Raw genomic sequence first — 17,615 nt, forward strand, 5'->3', positions numbered from 1 at the left:
CCCTTTTGCCAACAGTCTTTTTTGTTTTAGGCTATATTAAGGGTTATTGTTGATATTAATATAAAGGAAGGAACTTCTTTTAATTAGAAGTTCCTTCCTTCAGATTGTACTCATTTTGAAACATGCTTTTTCAGAATTACAAATGTAAATGTTATCCTGATAATAAAATGATATTTCAAAATGTAAAGCTGCATTTTAAGTTAGTTTATAAGTAATAGTTCTGTTTGTTATTCAATTCTTTAAAAATTAGAGCTATTCCTTGGTCTAGTTTTTGTATATTTGTATTGGACACGTTTAATTTTAATATTTTTTCTTGGTGAAAGCCGTCTATATAATTTTGCCCTACCGTCTCTACCAGTACTTGTTGATTCTGTAAGTTTTTGATGAGGTGAGCACTATTTAAACGTTGAGGTAGTACGATATGAGCATTCATACATATGGATGCTGGGCGATAAAAGCCTAGAGTAGAGTGCTTTTCTAGAGCATCATATAGCAAGTTTGCACGCATTAAATAGGATAGACGTACTTTGTTTCTATGACGTTCAAACATACCGCTTTTTATGTAGATTTCCAAGGCTGCTTGTGAAATCATTGAACTATCAATATCCGCTGTTCTTTTATAAAGTTGGAAGCTGTCCGCTAATGATTTAGGCAATACGGCGACACCTATGCGTAATCCTGGAAACATTATTTTAGAGAAACTTTTTAAATAAATGACCATATGATGAGTATCCTCGGAAAAAATAGGGTCTACCTTCAAATTTTCTTCAAAATCTGCTAAATAATCATCTTCTACAATATAAACACCATACTTTACAGCAAGCTTTAGTATCTCTTCTCTGTCCTTTTTAGAGTAAGAAGTTCCTAACGGATTATGAAAACGAGGCATCGTATAAAAAAATTTAATTTCCTGACTTCTAAAAATCCGCTCTAATTCCCCTAAATCAATACCTTCTGCTGTTCGTTGGATTCCTAGCACGGATATCTTGTACGCTTTCAATTGTTCCACAAATAGATGATAGCTGGGCTGTTCTACAAGTATATGGGTACGTTCATTTGGAAATGGGATGAACGTTAATAAGGAAAGTGCTTGTTGCACGCCAGATGTAATGAAAATTTGTTCTTCTTTTGCGAATACCTGATACTGTTCTAATTGTTTTTGTATCACTTTAATTAAAGTGGGAAGTCCTTTTGGAGTGCCATAGATAAACAATTCTTGCTGATAGGTATCGATAGCTTTGTTGATACAATGTTGAAAGTCATGATACGGAAATTGATGCCAAGCAGGAGCGGAGGTAACAAAATCGATTTCCGAAGTTGGTTCACTTTTAGCATCAAATTCTTTTTGCACGACATAATATCCACTTTTAGGAACCGCGTAGATTAAATGCCTCTTTTCCAATTCTTGCAGGGCTTTCAAGACAGTACTTTTACTACATTGATGTTTATCGCTTAATTGACGAATAGATGGGAGTTTAAAGCCCGCTTTGAGCTGTCCATTCTGGATGAGAGATTCAAATTCATTAAACAAAGCTACGTATTTTAGCATGGATACCTCCTATAAACTGTACCGTTACAGATGCTTCTTCTTTGTATTGTATCGTAGTGGAACTTTTAATACGATACTAACAACCGGCCGGGGGATGAAAAGGAGGGCTTACGCATATGTCAGAACAAAAAAAAGCTTATTTTGCGGCGATAGTATATGCCATTATTATTGGATTTTCATTTATCTTTACAAAAATATCATTAATAGAAGCGAGTCCGCTAGATACTTTAGCACATCGATTTACGATGGCTTTTTTGATCGCTATAATTTTAAAGCTGTATAGGAGGACTTCAGTGAAGATGACGGCAAAGGACACTTTAAAGATTCTTCCGTTGGTATTCCTTTATCCAATTTTATTCTTTACCTTTCAAGTGTTTGGCCTCGTTTATACCTCATCTTCAGAAGCGGGTATTATCCAAGCGACCATACCAATTTTTACGTTATTATCAGCTTCATTATTTTTGAAAGAATATGCTGGTAAAGGTCAAAAATTTTTTCTTTATTTATCTGTGATGGGGGTTATCTTTATCTTTGTCATGAACGACTTGCAACTTGAGGCTCACAGTTTGAAAGGAACGATACTGATCTTATTATCCTCGATTGCTGCCGCTTTCTATAATGTGGTAGCAAGGACATTAACAAAGCAATATTCACTATTTACGTTAACTTATGTGATGACGTTCTTTGGTTTTGTTGCTTTTAATAGTATGGCCATCATCAACCATATAATTAACCAATCAATTAGTAGCTTTTTTTTACCCTTAACAAGTAGTTCATTTCTCATTTCAATCGTATATCTTGGTGCATTATCGTCACTGCTTACTGGTTTTTTATCAAACTATGCATTATCTATATTACCTGCCTCTAAAATGAGCGTTTTTAGTAATTTAGCGACATTGATTACGATCATAGCTGGGGTGATTTTCTTACATGAATCCATTCACTATTATCACGTTGTAGGTGCAATGATTATTCTTGTTGGTGTAATTGGCACGAACTATTTTGGTAGTAATCGGTCAAAGCATATTAGTAAGACTATTGCCGATCCATTGGTGAAAAAGGGGAGTAAAGTGAATGAATAAATATGTTTTATTACTCTTGATTAGTTGTATATGGGGATCTCAATTCTTCTTTATTGCATTAGTTATAGATGATGTTGGGGTTATTACTTTGTCAGCCATCAAAGCATGTATAGGTGGTATCTGTTTACTCTTCATTGGTTTTTTCTTATCGAAAGAAGAGCGAAGAGTAAATAAGAGTTATTATAAATGGTATATAATCATTGCGGTTTTCGAGGTTGTACTGCCATTTGCATTCATTGCACAAGGCCAGAAAACGGTGCCTAGCAGTGTCGCAGCGATGTTGATTGGAATGGTTCCTGTTTTTACCATCCTCTTTTTAATAGCATTTTTCAAAAGAAAAAGCACAATGCCGGAGATTATAAGTATCCTATTCGGATTTGCAGGTATTGTCTTTCTTTCCTGGCCTACACACGGATTTCAAGATCTTTTCAACAGCATTCAGGGTAATATCCTATTGATATTAGCAGCCATGAGTTTTGGATTATCATTGATTATCCTGGAGAAATTAAACGAGGGTTCCCCCGTTATCCATATGAGAAATGTATTACTGATTGCCAGTGCAATGCTCGTCCCAATGTCCCTTTTGTTTGAGCAATCATTCAAATTGGATTTAGAACGATCTCAATCTATTTACTTAGTCATTTTAGGCATTTTCCATGCAGGTGTTGTTTATGCATTATTTAATAAGCTGATTCGTCAAGAAGGGGCGTTATTTACGTCATTTAGTAATTATTTTGTGCCTGTCATAGGAATGATTTTAGGCTTTTTCTTTTTACATGAAGCGTTGTCCATTCATCAGTTGGTTGGAATGGGTGTTATTATGATGTCATTAGTTTTATCAGACGAAAAAATAATAACAAAGTTGATAAGAAAGTAGTATTTTATTATGTATGTTATTGTTCGTTAGTTTTTAATTTTACAAAATTAACATAGTAGAAAAGATTTCTATCAAATTCAGCATCATTCATTAAAACGCATAATCCAAATAGGAGATATATAGGTCTATATAATAGAAGAAGCATCTGCTTATGTGAAAGCAGATGCTTCTTCCGTAAAAAGGGAATTGTTTTTATTTATTCTGCATTTGATAGTGGAGCGGTTTTCTCCATTTTCATTATAATAAAACCACTCCAGGCAAAAATTAGGGATGCTAGATAAAAAATGCTTCCAATCGTTAAGAAGTCCACTAAATACCCGGTTGCGATTACGGCAGCCGCTGCGCCAATGGATGTCCAAACATGATAGTTTCCTATTTCTTTCCCGGCTGTTGCTTTGTTTACAAATCTAGCAAGAACTGTTTTTTCAGAGTTTTTTTGCACAGCCCCAAGAATCCCCATTACAATCTGCAAGAGATATACATGCCAAATTTCATATGCGAGAGGAAAGGCAAGAAGGACTAGAGCCATCCCCCATGAATAGACGAGTAGAAAAATGTTGTCACCTGCTCGATCAGCAAATTTACCGATTAAAGGATAGCTAAGTGCTGCAGTTAGTGAAAATATACCGTAAGCCCAGCCAAATTGAGAATAGCTTGTTCCAACATTCTTGATAAGCAGAATATAAAACGGGAAAATCATGCTGGCTGCCATTCCAACTGTGCCTTGGTAGACAATAAAACGTTTATAATTCATTGATGATACTCCTCATAGAATAGATTCATAAATCGATTATTGGGATCATGTTTCTTTTTTAATTGAAAAAAGTCCTCAGTCCGCGGATATGCTTCGTATAATTGTGTCTTTGTTGGATACCCGTAATAGGGCAAATAATAGCTGCCATTATGGTCAAGCGTCACATCAATCATGTTTCGAATAACCCTTCCTGTATTTTCCTTGCTTTTTTTATCGGTCCCTTGATTGATCAGCATAACAAGTGCGAACATATCATCTTTAGCATATGACATTAATGCTTCTTCATTTTGTTCCACATAGCGAATCGTAATATTTAACAAGTTAAAATCCTTTTCGTCCTTCAGGTTATCTCTTAGGTCATCTATATATTCAGTAAATTGGTCAACAGGAATAAAATATTCTTGCAGTACTTCAGTTTTGTTAGGATTATCGTAATCCATAAATGTAGAATCCGAACGCATCACATTATTCCTAGAAATCAACTTGCCATCAATATTAGCCGTGTAGGTTCCTTGTGTTTCCCAAAACATCTTTTTACCCCAGTCATTATAACGAGATAGGCCAAGAAAAAATTTAGGCACAGCCACTATCGTTTCTCGTTTGAGAGTATTATAATTTGAAAGTTTTGTTTGATCACTAGCCGTATAATAATCGGTCACATACATTTCTTCTAAGTATGAGCCAGGGGCAACTGATATTCTTGCTAGATGCATTTTTACATCATCATTCTGAAGAACATCTCGTTTAAAATACGAAATATATTCATCATATTGGAGTGATTTTGTTTTAATTTGATAAAGTTCGTCATCAGTAAGATGCAGAGTCACATCAAGTATTACACCAAACAATCCATATCCACCAATAACAGCATAGAACAGCTCCGAATTTTCATCCCGGCTAACAGTAAGAATGTCTCCTTTTGCATTAAGCAATCTAAATGAATCAACCGTTTCTATCAAGGCATGATGACGAATATCACGGCCATGAACATTTACACTCAATGAACCGCCGATAGTGAAAATATTCTGAGACTGGCTAACCTTTAGCGCGAGTCCATATGGATTAATATACTCTTGTATATCAGCCCAAGTTGCGCCACTTTGAACAGTAATAAGTTGTTCTTTTTTATTCAAATCAAGAATTTTATTATAGTGTTTCATATCCAGCAGAATTCCGTTTGGGTATAGTGTCTGTCCTCCTTGGCTGTGCTGCATCCCGGCGATCGAAATAGAATCATCGTTTTTTATCGCTTCTAAAACAATCTTTTTGATTGCATCCTCACTATCTTCTGCTCTGACAGCTTTCATTTTAACCGGCATGAGTCTGCTTCGGTCTTCTGCTATCGGATTATCGAGCTGGTAATTGAAAATCAGTAGTGAAAACCCAAACACAATTGCGTATAGGATGAAAAAGAAATACCGCTTCATATAAATAGATTTCGACTCCTTTTAAAAATAAATATAATTCTATCCCATTTTACCCCAAACTACTATATATAGAAGGATTAATTTGGAAACTCTTGTGTTATACAAAATCATAAATTTGCTGAATAGAAGAAAAAGTAAAAACGAGAGGGGAGTAAAATTGGCAAATTATCATTTCAGAACAGAAGAGAAACTAGTAGATATTTATCTAGACATGAATTGTAAGGACGGAAACCCAACTTCCTTTCACAAGAGTTGCTTCCTGTTAGAGAATAAGTGATGCACAACGACTAAATTAATGAACAAAAAAAACTAATCAGCATTTAGATTAGTTTTTTCATACTACATAGAGGATTCGAACTTTTTAAAATATAGTTGCAATATTCAGCTTCACTAATATTGACCAATGGGCTTATTAGTGAAGCGACTAATAAATGGGATCAATTAGAAAGACGTGAATAATGTTACTAACCCATTCTGCATAAAAATTGGGCCCTTCAATTTTACTTGACAATGAATGTCTCTGTTGATCTGTGTAGCATTGTATTTAATTCTTCATTTTTAACCCATTAATGATTGTTTCGGTTAGTGGTATAGATAATAATTCTAGGCTTTGTTCTGAGATATTTAATCCCCAATGATAGATGATTCCCATTAAGCTTTGGGTGATAAGTGTTGAAATTTCATCTACAGATTGGTCAATGCCAATGTTGCCTTGTTCCTTCGCTTCTTCAATTAATGAACGAATAATTTGGAAGAGTGAGCGATTTGAATTTAAAAAGTAAGTGTGTTCTTTTGAATCTAACGCTGAACTGTAAATGACTTTCATTAAATCTTTGCCCATTTCTTCTTCTAGAAAACGCATCAATTTACGTATGAAAATAAATAATTTCTCATAAGCGTCCATATCATCTGGGAACGATTGGAAGACTTCGCGATAATAATCATCGACTTCTGTGAACCTCACTAAAAAAATGTCCGATTTCGCAGAAAAGTGTTGGTAAAATGACCCTTTTGATGTGCCACTTCTTTTCACAATTTCGTCTACTGTAACCTTATCATAACCTTTTTCGCTAAAAAGCTTTAAAGACATTTTTAAAATTTTTTCACGAGTTTTTTCTCCCCTAAGCTGCTTTTTTCTTGGTTCAATCATAAAAAAACCTCCAAGTGATAATTGACAGAATATTCACATATAGTTTAAAATTAGACTACAGTCTAGTTAGAAAGTTGATGGTCTATTTAATCTAACTTAGATTATGAATAATCACAACGATTTCTTAATTTTATTTGAAGTTTAAAGAAAACGCTTACAATTATTCTGTATTTAGTATTGGAGGAAAAAATAATGAATAAAATCATTGAATCTAGTGGAATTAGAAAGTATTTCAAAAATGGTGATCAAATCTTAACTGGTGGCTTTGGTTTATCTGGCGCACCTCTGACAATCATTGATGAACTATTAACAGCGGATATATGTGATTTGACAATCATAAGCAATAATTTAGGTGATAATGGGCAAGGGTTGCATAAATTATTTATGCAGGGAAAAATCAAAAAAGCGATTGGTTCTTTTTTTACCATTAATAAAGAAGCTGTTATTGCCTGGTCTAAAGGAGAGTTGGAAATCGAATTGTTGCCTCAAGGTACATTAGCTGAGGCTATTCGTTGTGGAGGTGCTGGCATTGGCGGTTTTTTCACAAAAACCGGTGTTGGGACTGAATTAGGTGAGGGGAAAGAGGAAAGGGAAATCGATGGAGAAAGGTACATTTTTGAAAAAGCCATTAAAGGGGATGTTGCTATTGTAAAAGCGGCTAAAGCAGATCGTATTGGAAACTTAACGTACCACACAACAGCTAGAAACTTTAATCCAATGATGGCTACGGCTGGAAAAATTGTTATAGCTGAAGTTGATGAAATTGTTGAAGTGGGTGAGCTAGCACCAGAATGTATTGTGACGCCCCATGCTTATGTGGATTTTGTCATCAAAAGCAAATATTCGAAAATAGGAAGTGATTATGTTGAATCAAGATAAAAGACATGCCATTGCAAAGAGAATTGCCGAAGAATTAAGGGATGGTCAAATTGTTAATTTAGGAGTAGGAATACCGACATTGCTAACGTCATATCTAGAGGGTAAAAAGGTTTACTTACAGACTGAGAATGGCCTGTTAGGAATGGGACCTCCACCATCAGATGAAAAAATAGATATTGATTTAATAAGTGCCGGAAAAGAGCCAGTTACACATTTAAAGGGTGCATCCTTTTTTGATAGTGCAGATTCTTTTGCTTTAATTAGAGGTGGCCATATTGATGTGGCGGTTTTAGGCATACTTCAAGTTGATATTTATGGTGAAATCGCCAATTGGGCCGTTCCTAATCAACCAATCTTGGGTGTCGGGGGAGCGATGGATCTATTGGTTGGCGCTAAGAAGGTTATTGTAGCATCTACCTTATTTGCTAAGGATGGAACGTCTAAATTAGTCAAAAAACTGACATATAAGTCAAGCGGGGTTCGAAGGGTAGAACTATTTGTTTCTGACTATGCTGTTTTTAAGTTCACTGACGAAGGCGTAAAAGTCATAGAAATGATTAATGATATTTCAATAGAAGAATTAAGTGAAAAGGTTGGTTGTGATTTAGAGTTTTACGAATATTCAGTGTATTCCTAATGGTGAAACATGATTCTAACATATTTTCAGCCTAGATGGTATGGGATCGTTTAAAATAATGTATCATATGCTGCATAATCTTTAGCTGTTATTAAAAAAGATAGAGATACAGCAAATGTAAACAGAGAGGGGATGTGGCATTAGGTTATCATGTTGCCACCTATTCTTCAGCATTTGAGTGAAGTGCTAAATATGTATGGATTTGTTTCACTTCGATTAGTTATTTAGTAGTGTTGTGGCCAAGGAATTGACATTATTTTATAAACTTAAAAAATAATAAATTAAATCATTAGATGTAAAGAATTCAGAAGGAAGTAAAGGTATTTTAGCGGAGATCGTTTTTGTTTAATGATGAAAATAGTAGCTTGAAAAGGGAGGAAATAATCATGAATCAATCTATTAGTGAAATAGAGAAAAGAACAATCAGTAAAACGATGAAACGCATTCTTCCATTTATCTTGATTCTATATATTATTGCTTACTTGGACAGGGTTAATTTAGGCTATGCTGCTTTACAAATGAATACAGAATTAGCCTTATCTGCTGAAGTTTTTGGTTTGCTTTCTGGTATTTTCTTTATTGGCTATTTCTTTTTTGAAGTTCCAAGTAATATGATTATGCATAAAGTAGGAGCTCGCATATGGATTGCTCGTATAATGATTTCATGGGGAATTGTGGTAATCTTAACAGGTTTTGCGCAAACAACGATGCATTTATACATTCTCCGTTTTCTATTAGGTGTCGCTGAAGCTGGATTTTTCCCTGGTATAATTTTGTATTTAACTTATTGGTTTAGAGCCCGTGAAAGAGGACGAGCAACAGCTGTCTTACTACTAGCATTACCGATAGGTGGATTAATTGGTGCACCTGTGTCAACGTGGATTCTTGATAATATATCTTGGTTCGATATGGCAGGGTGGAGATGGATGTTCATCCTAGAAGGTGTTCCGGCCATTATTATAGGAGTTGTGGTTATTTTCTATTTAACTAATAGACCAACTAATGCTAAATGGTTATCTAAGGAAGAAAGAGAATGGTTAGAAGGAGAATTGAATGCTGAAAGACAATTAAGTTCGAAAATAAATAAGGTCTCAAAGCTTGATATGCTGAAGGATTCGAAAATTTGGAAGTTAGCTCTATTTTATTTCGCTGGATATACAGCTATCTATGGATTGTCATTCTGGATGCCAACCATCATAAAATCCTTATCAGAAAATGCAACAACTAATTTAGAAATAGGCTGGTTAGCCATGATTCCTTCATTGGTTGGTATCCCTGCGATTATATTTGTAGGTTGGAATTCAGATAGGACTAATGCACACAAATCCCATTTACTTGTTTGTCTTATGATAGCAGTTATCGGATTTATCGGATGTGGCTTTTCAGAAAGCGTCTTTATGATGGTGCTTATGTTAACGATTACATCATTCGGTTTATACGGGTTCACTGGTTGTTTCTTTGCTTATATGACATTTTTCTTCAGTGAGTCTACTGCACCTGTTGGCATTGCTCTAGTCAATTCATTTGCGGCCTTAGGTGGATTTGTAGGGCCGATGATTCTCGGGACTGTTGCATTTACTCAAGGTATGTTTATTTTATCTGGACTACTCGTAATAGGTGTTATCACTCTATTAACATTAAAATTGACAAGTAATAAAGATGAAAACATTGTTAAAGAAATTGAAGCCAGTATAAATCAATTATAACTGATTTAAATGAAAATTAAATTGTGTGCCTTAAAAGGGCTATAAAAAGAAACACCATTGAAAAGTGTTAGATTTTTCACTGGTGTTTCTTTTTATTTTTTAATATAGTTGTATCGTAAAGAAAGAACAAGCTCTTTACTGCCCCCCCATTTTTTAGAAAGCGTGAATTGAAAACTTGGAAAGACGGTAAATAGAGTAAGAATAAGAAAATCATGAACGAACAATGCCTCGTATTTAGATTAATGGTAAGTCTTTGTAACATAGCAGTTATCTAGAGTAGTTGCTCTTAATGTTTGTTCATTCTAATGGATGAATCTGCTTAACAAGACTTGTTCTTAACATTCTGTGTGGAATAGAATTGAAGGAAAGCTGAAAGCTTCTAAATGCAAGAAGAGATGAGGGAATAATGTGGAAATCCATTTGGTGGCAAAAGATGAGATAGAAGCTCAAGGAATCCGGTGGATAGTGGAGTCTCATCTAACTGGAGTTCGATTAATTCTATGGAAAACAATTGAGGAATTTGAAATGGGTATGCAAAATCAGCAACCAGAATTCGTCATTTTGGATATGGATTTATGGACGAGTGAAAGTGAGATGTTGGGTGTGAAGTTAAAGCAACGAGGTATTCGATGGTTAGGAGTTTCATCTGAGCGAATCTTTCAAACTGCATATCGAGCGCTTCGTTTTCGTGCGGAAGATGTTTTATTCCGTCCTTTTTCTTCTGTAGACTTAGTAAAACATATTCAACAATTACGTTATCAATTGAGAAACGGTCAAGGTTATCTCTCAAATAACACAATGGAAGTAGAAAATACGTTGGCCATCGGTTACCCTGATTTCTTTTTGACAGAGCGGAGACATAACAGTAGGATAACTATGGTCGCATTTTTGACACCTCATCATAACACGCTTCCTTTAGTTTATGATGAATTACAACGTTATTCTTTTACCGGCAATAATCAAATATTTGCGTTATCGGATTTTATTTTATGCGTCCAGGAAACAAAGGAAGTCGATGTATATAAGGAAGAGTATCAAGCGTTTCTTGCTCACTGGAAAGAACGTATGGATGAGCCTCTTGCCATAATAATCAAAGTAGCAACTTCAGAGGATTCGTTAAAAAATACATACCAGCAAACACGTGAATTGACGAGACGAATTTTTTTCGAAGGTTATGATATTATTTTAGCAGAAAGTCAACAAATGTCCTCTCAAGAGATGGATCCATTCCTCACTCCTCTGGAACAACGACAATGGATTGAAATGCTTGAAAGACGAGATACGAAAGCGATTCGGAATTGGGTCGAGCATGAATTTCTGACTTTTCAGCAACCATACCCTGACCCTGAAATAGTGCGCATTCGACTTACAAGTGTTCTTGCTCAGATCAGAAGGCATATGAAATCATACAACCTTCAAAACTCTTCTCTAGAAGCAATCTATCATGAAGTTTTTCAGCAAATAGTACATAAACCAGTTATTTATCAAATCGTCAAAGAGTTGCTTATGTTTACCACCCGCTTACTTTTACAGGATCATGAGCAATTACAAAATGGGGCGCGCACACTTGTAGAAAAAGCAAGGGAGTTAATTGAGTCTAACTATTGGGATGCTCAATGGAGTTTATCAACATGCGCTGATGCGCTTCGTATTAATAAAAGCACCCTAAGCCGTCGTTTTGCAGCCGAATCCGGTCAGTCTTTTCGCAATACCCTGCATCAAGTTCGAATTAGAGAGGCTAAACATCTATTAAAGGAATCGGATTTATCATTGGAAGAAATAGCACGATTAACGGGTTATTCACATCAAACATATTTTAATGCAAAATTCAAACTGCTTGAAGCATGTACACCATCTGCTTATCGGTCTGGATTATGAAAAAAGGCGATTCAGCTAATACTGAATCGTTCAGATTGTAGACAAAAAGGTTTCGGAATGGTCTCATTCCGAAACCTTTTTGATGAAAGCCGTAACCTAAGAACCAACGATAGGCCATGTTCGTATCTATCCCTTCAATGGTCTTACGCATCGAGCGAATACCGAAGGTATATTGAATGAATGTCAGTTTAACTAAAATAACTGGATCAATACTTGGGCGTCCTACCTCTGAATACATATCTTTCACCAAGTCATAAATGAAAGAGAAGTCAATAGCGGCCTCAATTTTACGAACCAAATGGTTGTGGCACCAGTTGATTTAAAGTAATCATTTCAAGTTGATCTCGCTGAATAGAATTATGTTTAGAAAGCATCCTTATCACCTCAAGTTTTTATATTTCTATTTTAAAACAAAAAAGACCGTTAGAAAAAGGGGTTCAATCTAAATGTTAAAACAAAGTTGATTGGAACGAAAGGTGCGAGACTCCTGCGGGAAAAGCGCGTCCAAGGGAGACCCCACAGGCGCAAAGGGCGCCGAGGAGGCTCCCGGACCGCCCGCGGAAAGCGAGTGCCTGGAGTGGAAATCAACGTTCAAATTTTGCAAATCCTTAAAAAAACTGCAGACAAACCCAATTATTTATCGAGTTTGTCTACAGTCTGGGCGATTCAGCTAATACTGAATCGTTTTTTATTTTGGCTTTCAAATGAAATAATTTGAAATTTATTATAAAAATATAAAACAAATAAAAAAATATAAAAACCATTCATAAAAATATCATCAAATTATAAATAATTATTTGAATTTTTAGTTTAAAATGAAAATATAACAAACAAGGAGGTTTTAAAAAATGAATGCTAATACAAAAAACAAGGTTATAAGATATGAAGGTACAGATTTGAATACAAAAGGGTGGCAACAAGAGGCCGTTCTTCGAATGTTGATGAATAATTTAGATCCAGAAGTAGCTGAACGCCCAGAAGATCTTGTGGTATACGGTGGAATTGGAAAAGCAGCTCGTAACTGGGAGTGCTTTGATGCAATTGTCAAATCACTAAAAGAGCTGGAAGACAATGAAACTTTACTTGTCCAATCTGGAAAACCGGTGGCTATTTTTAAAACTCATACTGATGCACCGCGTGTTCTTATTGCAAATTCGAACATTGTCCCGGCTTATGCAAATTGGGAAACATTTCATGAACTCGATAAAAAAGGGTTGATGATGTATGGACAAATGACCGCTGGCAGCTGGATATATATCGGTTCTCAAGGAATTGTACAAGGAACTTACGAAACATTCGCGGAGCTTGCGAAGCAGCATTTCAATAATACTTTAAGAGGCACTATCACAGTAACAGCAGGTCTTGGCGGTATGGGAGGGGCACAGCCGCTAGCCGTAACAATGAACGGCGGTGTCTGTATCGGAATTGATGTAGATGAGACAAGAATTGACCGCAGAATTGAGACTCGTTACACGGATGTGAAAGCGGATTCATTAGATGAGGCCATCCGTTTAGCTATTGAAGCAAAACAAGCAGGGAAAGCTTTATCGATTGGTCTGATTGGGAATGCTTCTGACATTCTTCCTGAAATGATTGCGAGAAACTTTATTCCGGACGTGTTAACTGATCAAACATCTGCACACGATCCACTAAACGGTTATACACCTTCAAGTATGTCATTTGAAGCAGCAGCTGAATTGCGCAAATCGAATTCAGAAGAATATGTAAAACGTTCTAAGGCTTCTATGGCCAAACATGTAAGAGCGATGCTTGAAATGATGGAAAAAGGTGCAGTCACGTTTGACTATGGCAATAACATTAGACAAGTGGCGAAAGATGAAGGGGTAGAAAATGCCTTTGACTTCCCTGGATTTGTTCCTGCTTATATCCGCCCACAATTCTGTGAAGGAAAAGGTCCTTTCCGCTGGGTAGCACTGTCTGGAGATCCTGAAGACATATATAAAACAGATCAGGCGATATTACGCGAGTTTGCAGATAATGAACATTTATGCAATTGGATTAAAATGGCTCAGGAAAAAATTCAGTTCCAAGGCCTTCCTTCTCGAATTTGCTGGCTTGGCTATGGCGAGCGTGCCCGTTTCGGAAAAATACTTAATGATATGGTCGCCAGCGGAGAATTAAAGGCGCCAATTGTTATTGGACGTGATCATCTGGATTCAGGCTCCGTTGCTTCGCCAAATCGTGAAACCGAAGCTATGAAAGACGGCTCAGATGTGGTAGCTGACTGGCCAATTTTAAATGCCATGGTGAACGCAGTCGGCGGAGCTACCTGGGTATCCGTACATCACGGTGGTGGAGTAGGAATGGGCTACTCTCTGCATGCAGGTGTGGTTATTGTGGCTGACGGTACAAAAGAAGCTGAGGCTCGTATTGAACGTGTACTGACAACAGACCCGGGTATGGGTGTAGTACGACATGTGGATGCAGGATATGAATTGGCAGAGAAAACTGCTCGTGAAAAAGGAATTAATATCCCAATGCTTGATAAAGGAAAAGATAAGTCATGACAAAACCAATTTGGATAAAATATGCAGCAAATCTCGCTACTCTTGCATCAGAAAAAAAAGGTCCCCGTTCAAAAGAGGCTATGTCTGACCTTGGATTGATCGAAGATGGCAGCTTGTGGATGGAAAATGGCTTGATCCAAGCTGTCGGTACGACTAAAGAAATAGAGGAACTTTATGCAGATAGATTGCATGAAGCTGAAGTTTTCGATGCGTCTGGCCATCTTGTAACACCGGGGTTAGTCGATCCCCATACGCATGTTGTTTATGGTGGGAGTCGAGCACGTGAATTTGAAATGCGTCTTGAAGGTGCAACATATATGGACATAATGAATGCGGGTGGCGGTATCCATGCAACCACCCGCATGACAAGGGAAGCAAGTGAAGAAGATTTGATGGAACAAACCATACGTCGTCTTGATTCGTTTCTCGCTCATGGGGTGACAACTGTGGAAGGGAAAAGCGGATACGGTATGAATCTGGAAACCGAGTTGAAACAGTTGCGTGTGATGAAAAAATTGCAGGAAAAGCACCCTATTGATCTTGTTCCTACTTTTATGGGAGCACATGCGGTGCCGAAGGAGTTTAAAGGTCGTGAAGATGACTTTGTCGATCATTTGATTAATGAAATGCTTCCCATTGTCGCAAAAGAAAAGCTGGCAGAATTTAATGATGTATTTTGCGAAAAAGGCGTGTTTACACCTGAACAATCGGAGCGTATTTTAGATGCAGGAAAAAATTATGGTTTGATTCCTAAAATTCATGCTGATGAAATTGAGCCTTATGGTGGCGCAGAATTAGCTGCAAAAATAGGAGCTATTTCAGCTGAGCATTTATTGAAAGCTTCAGAAGAGGGCATTCAAGATATGGCCAAATCAGGAACGATTGCCTGCCTCCTTCCAGCAACAGCTCTGTATTTACGCGAAGAGGCGGCTGCAGGAAGGCGGATGATTGATGAAGGTGTAGCAGTGGCCATTTCGACGGACTGCAATCCCGGGTCCTCACCGACGACTTCTATGCCCCTTGTTATGAATCTAGCATGCATCTCGATGCGGCTTACCCCTGCAGAAGCGTTAACGGCGGCGACATACAATGCTGCTTGTGCGATCAATAGACAGGAAAAGGTAGGGTCGCTGGAAGTTGGAAAACAAGCAGATGTTGTATTATGGAATGTAGAAAACTATCAGGAATTGCAATATTTATTTGGCGTTAACCACGTTAAGTCCGTATGGAAAAAAGGCGTACAAGTGGTGAAATAATATAGAGAAAGAATGACTTCAAAAGTCTAATGATCTGGGAATGTACCAGAAGAAGAAAAGGTTTCTGTCTAGCAATAGGTTCAACCGTTTCGAAAAGCGATAGATACGACTGATCTTATCTATTATGGAGCACCCATTTCACAGTCTTCAATTAGTGTATCAGGAGCCTCTTCATATCCGCTGGAATTTCGGCGAATGTGGAAAGGCTTTGATACCTCCAACTTGGATGAAAAAGTTGGTCTAACCGAATTCCGAGTTTCCAATGCAGGAGATGTACTTGATATTTCAATTGCGCTGGGTGTACATGCTTCTACCCATGGTGGAATGCCAGCTAATGAGTTGTTTGATATTTTACTAGTAATTGACCAGCATCTGATTGTCGTGCACATTGATTTTGTCTGTCCGAGAAAAGCCTCTAAGGGTGTCGAAACAGTCAAGATCGGGGTATGCATGGCTGCAAATTATAACAGGTTGCATAATACAGAATAGATAATGGATTTAGGATTAATCCAAAATCAGTAGGTATTGCTGCTCTCTAACAAACATCAAGGGGGGACCTATATGTTGAGAAATAAATATCGTTACTTTATCATTTTTATGATTATTCTTATTACAATCATAAATTATATTGATAGAGGTGCACTTTCATATGCCCAAGCTGAAATCATCAAGGAGTTCAATTTAGATCCAGAAAGTTGGGGAGCAATCTTAGGATATTTTGGATATGGTTATATATTCGGAGCACTATTTGGTGGTGCTTTAGCAGATAAGAAAGGTCCTAAATTTATGTGGATCCTTGCTGGAACTACATGGTCTTTTTTCGAAATTGGGACAATATTCGCAGGTCACATAGGTGTAGCGTTATTTGGAGGTTCTGCATTAGCAGGATTTGCAGTGTTTCGTGTTTTATTTGGGTTCGCTGAAGGACCTACCTTATCAACAATGAACAAAACTATGGCAAACTGGGTATCTCCAAAAGAAAAAGGGTTTGCTGTAGCACTTGGATTAGTTGGGACGCCAATTGGAGCATTAATTACTGCACCCATCGTAGTAGGTCTTCTAACATTCACTAACTGGAAAGTAACATTTGTTATTCTCGGTTTATTAGGTTTTATTTGGGTAGTAATTTGGAACAAAGTATTTACAAACCTACCTGAAGATCATCCAAGAGTCTCGAAAACCGAACTAGAAGAAATTCGAAAAGCAGATATATTAATTAAAGGCGAAACGAAATTAGAAGAACAAATAAATGTACCGTGGTACCATTTTTTTAAAAACCCTACGTTAGTAATGAATGCCATTGGATATTTTGCTTTTTTATATGTAAATATTTTATTACTTACATGGACTCCAAAATATTTGCAAGATGAATTTAATTATTCACTTTCATCTCTTTCATATATTGGTATGATTCCCTGGGTAGGAGCTATTATCACTGGGTTATTAGGTGGTAAAATCTCGGATATATTACGTAGAAAAACAGGGAATTTACGTATTGCTAGATCTTGGTTCACAGTAGTTTCCTTATTTTGTACAGCTGTTTGTTTTATGTTGATCCCAACTGTTGAGAGTGCAGCAGCAGTACTTGCATTAATGTGTATAGGCAATGCTTTTAATTATTTACCAAATTCAATCTATTGGATTGTTGTTCTTGATACAGAACCAAATAAAGCAGGAACTTTTGGGGGAGTAACTCATTTTATTGCGAATCTAGCTACTATTATTGCTCCGACCCTAACAGGAAGTCTTGTAGCAAAACATGGATATAATGCAATGTTTATTGCAGCATCCATTGCAGTAACGATAGGAATGATAGCTATGGTCTTTGTGAAACCAGGTAAACAAAGTAACTCGACTAAATCAACCAATGATATGGTCAGTTAAAAACAGAT

General features: G+C 36.7%; 14 protein-coding genes and 1 pseudogene. 10 read left to right on the forward strand and 5 right to left on the reverse strand.

Features of this window, described 5'->3' with window-relative positions; genetic code table 11:
• Positions 1–205: 205 nt before the first annotated feature.
• Positions 206–1,549 (reverse strand): PLP-dependent aminotransferase family protein, encoded by a 1,344-nt coding sequence (locus ACQKMR_RS19895; protein ID WP_427698864.1) that lies wholly within the window; start codon positions 1,547–1,549, stop codon positions 206–208.
• 116 nt (positions 1,550–1,665) lie between these two features.
• On the opposite strand from ACQKMR_RS19895, the gene ACQKMR_RS19900 reads away from it, so the two are divergent.
• Together ACQKMR_RS19900 and ACQKMR_RS19905 are read left to right on the forward strand one after the other, a co-directional pair.
• Positions 1,666–2,631: a DMT family transporter gene (locus ACQKMR_RS19900; protein WP_427698865.1), complete on the forward strand. Its 966-nt coding sequence runs from the start codon at positions 1,666–1,668 to the stop codon at positions 2,629–2,631.
• Positions 2,624–3,508 carry a DMT family transporter gene (locus tag ACQKMR_RS19905; RefSeq protein WP_427698866.1) on the forward strand — a complete coding sequence of 295 codons (885 nt, stop codon included), beginning with the start codon at positions 2,624–2,626 and terminating at the stop codon, positions 3,506–3,508. The genes ACQKMR_RS19900 and ACQKMR_RS19905 overlap by 8 nt, the downstream gene beginning before the upstream one ends.
• Positions 3,509–3,704: 196 nt before the next feature.
• On the opposite strand, the gene ACQKMR_RS19910 is transcribed toward ACQKMR_RS19905, so the two are convergent.
• From ACQKMR_RS19910 to ACQKMR_RS19920, 3 genes are all read right to left on the reverse strand, one after another.
• Positions 3,705–4,262 carry an MFS transporter gene (locus tag ACQKMR_RS19910; protein WP_427698867.1) on the reverse strand — a complete coding sequence of 186 codons (558 nt, stop codon included), beginning with the start codon at positions 4,260–4,262 and terminating at the stop codon, positions 3,705–3,707.
• Complete coding sequence (locus ACQKMR_RS19915) at positions 4,259–5,689, reverse strand: FAD-binding protein (RefSeq protein ID WP_427698868.1); 1,431 nt, start codon at positions 5,687–5,689, stop codon at positions 4,259–4,261. Before ACQKMR_RS19915 ends, ACQKMR_RS19910 begins: the two co-directional genes overlap by 4 nt.
• 544 nt (positions 5,690–6,233) lie before the next feature.
• The gene (locus ACQKMR_RS19920) at positions 6,234–6,839 is read right to left on the reverse strand and encodes a TetR/AcrR family transcriptional regulator (RefSeq protein WP_427698869.1); all 606 of its coding nucleotides are present in this window, start codon (positions 6,837–6,839) and stop codon (positions 6,234–6,236) included.
• A gap of 192 nt (positions 6,840–7,031) precedes the next feature.
• Between ACQKMR_RS19920 and ACQKMR_RS19925 the strand changes: the two genes are divergently transcribed.
• The 4 genes from ACQKMR_RS19925 (at position 7,032) to ACQKMR_RS19940 (ending at position 11,939) form a co-directional block, all read left to right on the forward strand.
• Positions 7,032–7,718 (forward strand): CoA transferase subunit A, encoded by a 687-nt coding sequence (locus ACQKMR_RS19925; protein ID WP_427698870.1) that lies wholly within the window; start codon positions 7,032–7,034, stop codon positions 7,716–7,718.
• Entirely contained in the window at positions 7,702–8,355 is a 654-nt protein-coding gene (locus ACQKMR_RS19930; RefSeq protein WP_427698871.1) for a 3-oxoacid CoA-transferase subunit B, read from the forward strand. Before ACQKMR_RS19925 ends, ACQKMR_RS19930 begins: the two co-directional genes overlap by 17 nt.
• Before the next feature lie 386 nt (positions 8,356–8,741).
• A complete protein-coding gene (locus ACQKMR_RS19935) occupies positions 8,742–10,061 on the forward strand; it encodes an MFS transporter (RefSeq protein WP_427698872.1) in 1,320 nt (439 codons plus the stop codon).
• A 408-nt stretch (positions 10,062–10,469) separates the two neighbouring features.
• Positions 10,470–11,939, forward strand: a complete 1,470-nt coding sequence (locus tag ACQKMR_RS19940) for a helix-turn-helix transcriptional regulator (protein WP_427698873.1) — start codon at positions 10,470–10,472, stop codon at positions 11,937–11,939.
• A 78-nt stretch (positions 11,940–12,017) separates the two neighbouring features.
• Here the strand turns inward: ACQKMR_RS19940 and ACQKMR_RS19945 are convergent.
• Positions 12,018–12,313, reverse strand: a pseudogene (locus ACQKMR_RS19945) (transposase); the annotation flags it as partial.
• A gap of 474 nt (positions 12,314–12,787) precedes the next feature.
• On the opposite strand from ACQKMR_RS19945, the gene hutU reads away from it, so the two are divergent.
• From hutU to ACQKMR_RS19965, 4 genes are all read left to right on the forward strand, one after another.
• Positions 12,788–14,467, forward strand: a complete 1,680-nt coding sequence (gene hutU / locus ACQKMR_RS19950; protein WP_427698874.1) for a urocanate hydratase — start codon at positions 12,788–12,790, stop codon at positions 14,465–14,467.
• Positions 14,464–15,723 carry an imidazolonepropionase gene (hutI, locus tag ACQKMR_RS19955; protein WP_427698875.1) on the forward strand — a complete coding sequence of 420 codons (1,260 nt, stop codon included), beginning with the start codon at positions 14,464–14,466 and terminating at the stop codon, positions 15,721–15,723. The genes hutU and hutI overlap by 4 nt, the downstream gene beginning before the upstream one ends.
• Before the next feature lie 195 nt (positions 15,724–15,918).
• Positions 15,919–16,212, forward strand: a complete 294-nt coding sequence (locus ACQKMR_RS19960; protein ID WP_427698876.1) for a hypothetical protein — start codon at positions 15,919–15,921, stop codon at positions 16,210–16,212.
• A gap of 72 nt (positions 16,213–16,284) precedes the next feature.
• Positions 16,285–17,607: an MFS transporter gene (locus ACQKMR_RS19965; protein WP_427698877.1), complete on the forward strand. Its 1,323-nt coding sequence runs from the start codon at positions 16,285–16,287 to the stop codon at positions 17,605–17,607.
• The last annotated feature ends 8 nt before the right edge of the window (positions 17,608–17,615 follow it).

Origin of the sequence: Peribacillus sp. NPDC096540 (assembly GCF_050278525.1) — a bacterium.
GTDB lineage: Bacteria > Bacillota > Bacilli > Bacillales > DSM-1321 > Peribacillus.

Bases quoted from the DNA above. Each gene is read 5' to 3' on its own strand.
- ACQKMR_RS19935 (WP_427698872.1), top strand. From the start codon at position 8,742: ATGAATCAATCTATTAGTGAAATAGAGAAAAGAACAATCAGTAAAACG.
- ACQKMR_RS19910 (WP_427698867.1), bottom strand. From the start codon at position 4,262: ATGAATTATAAACGTTTTATTGTCTACCAAGGCACAGTTGGAATGGCA.
- hutI (WP_427698875.1), top strand. From the start codon at position 14,464: ATGACAAAACCAATTTGGATAAAATATGCAGCAAATCTCGCTACTCTT.
- ACQKMR_RS19925 (WP_427698870.1), top strand. From the start codon at position 7,032: ATGAATAAAATCATTGAATCTAGTGGAATTAGAAAGTATTTCAAAAAT.
- ACQKMR_RS19905 (WP_427698866.1), top strand. From the start codon at position 2,624: ATGAATAAATATGTTTTATTACTCTTGATTAGTTGTATATGGGGATCT.
- ACQKMR_RS19960 (WP_427698876.1), top strand. From the start codon at position 15,919: ATGTGGAAAGGCTTTGATACCTCCAACTTGGATGAAAAAGTTGGTCTA.
- hutU (WP_427698874.1), top strand. From the start codon at position 12,788: ATGAATGCTAATACAAAAAACAAGGTTATAAGATATGAAGGTACAGAT.
- ACQKMR_RS19915 (WP_427698868.1), bottom strand. From the start codon at position 5,689: ATGAAGCGGTATTTCTTTTTCATCCTATACGCAATTGTGTTTGGGTTT.
- ACQKMR_RS19930 (WP_427698871.1), top strand. From the start codon at position 7,702: ATGTTGAATCAAGATAAAAGACATGCCATTGCAAAGAGAATTGCCGAA.
- ACQKMR_RS19920 (WP_427698869.1), bottom strand. From the start codon at position 6,839: ATGATTGAACCAAGAAAAAAGCAGCTTAGGGGAGAAAAAACTCGTGAA.
- ACQKMR_RS19895 (WP_427698864.1), bottom strand. From the start codon at position 1,549: ATGCTAAAATACGTAGCTTTGTTTAATGAATTTGAATCTCTCATCCAG.
- ACQKMR_RS19900 (WP_427698865.1), top strand. From the start codon at position 1,666: ATGTCAGAACAAAAAAAAGCTTATTTTGCGGCGATAGTATATGCCATT.
- ACQKMR_RS19965 (WP_427698877.1), top strand. From the start codon at position 16,285: ATGTTGAGAAATAAATATCGTTACTTTATCATTTTTATGATTATTCTT.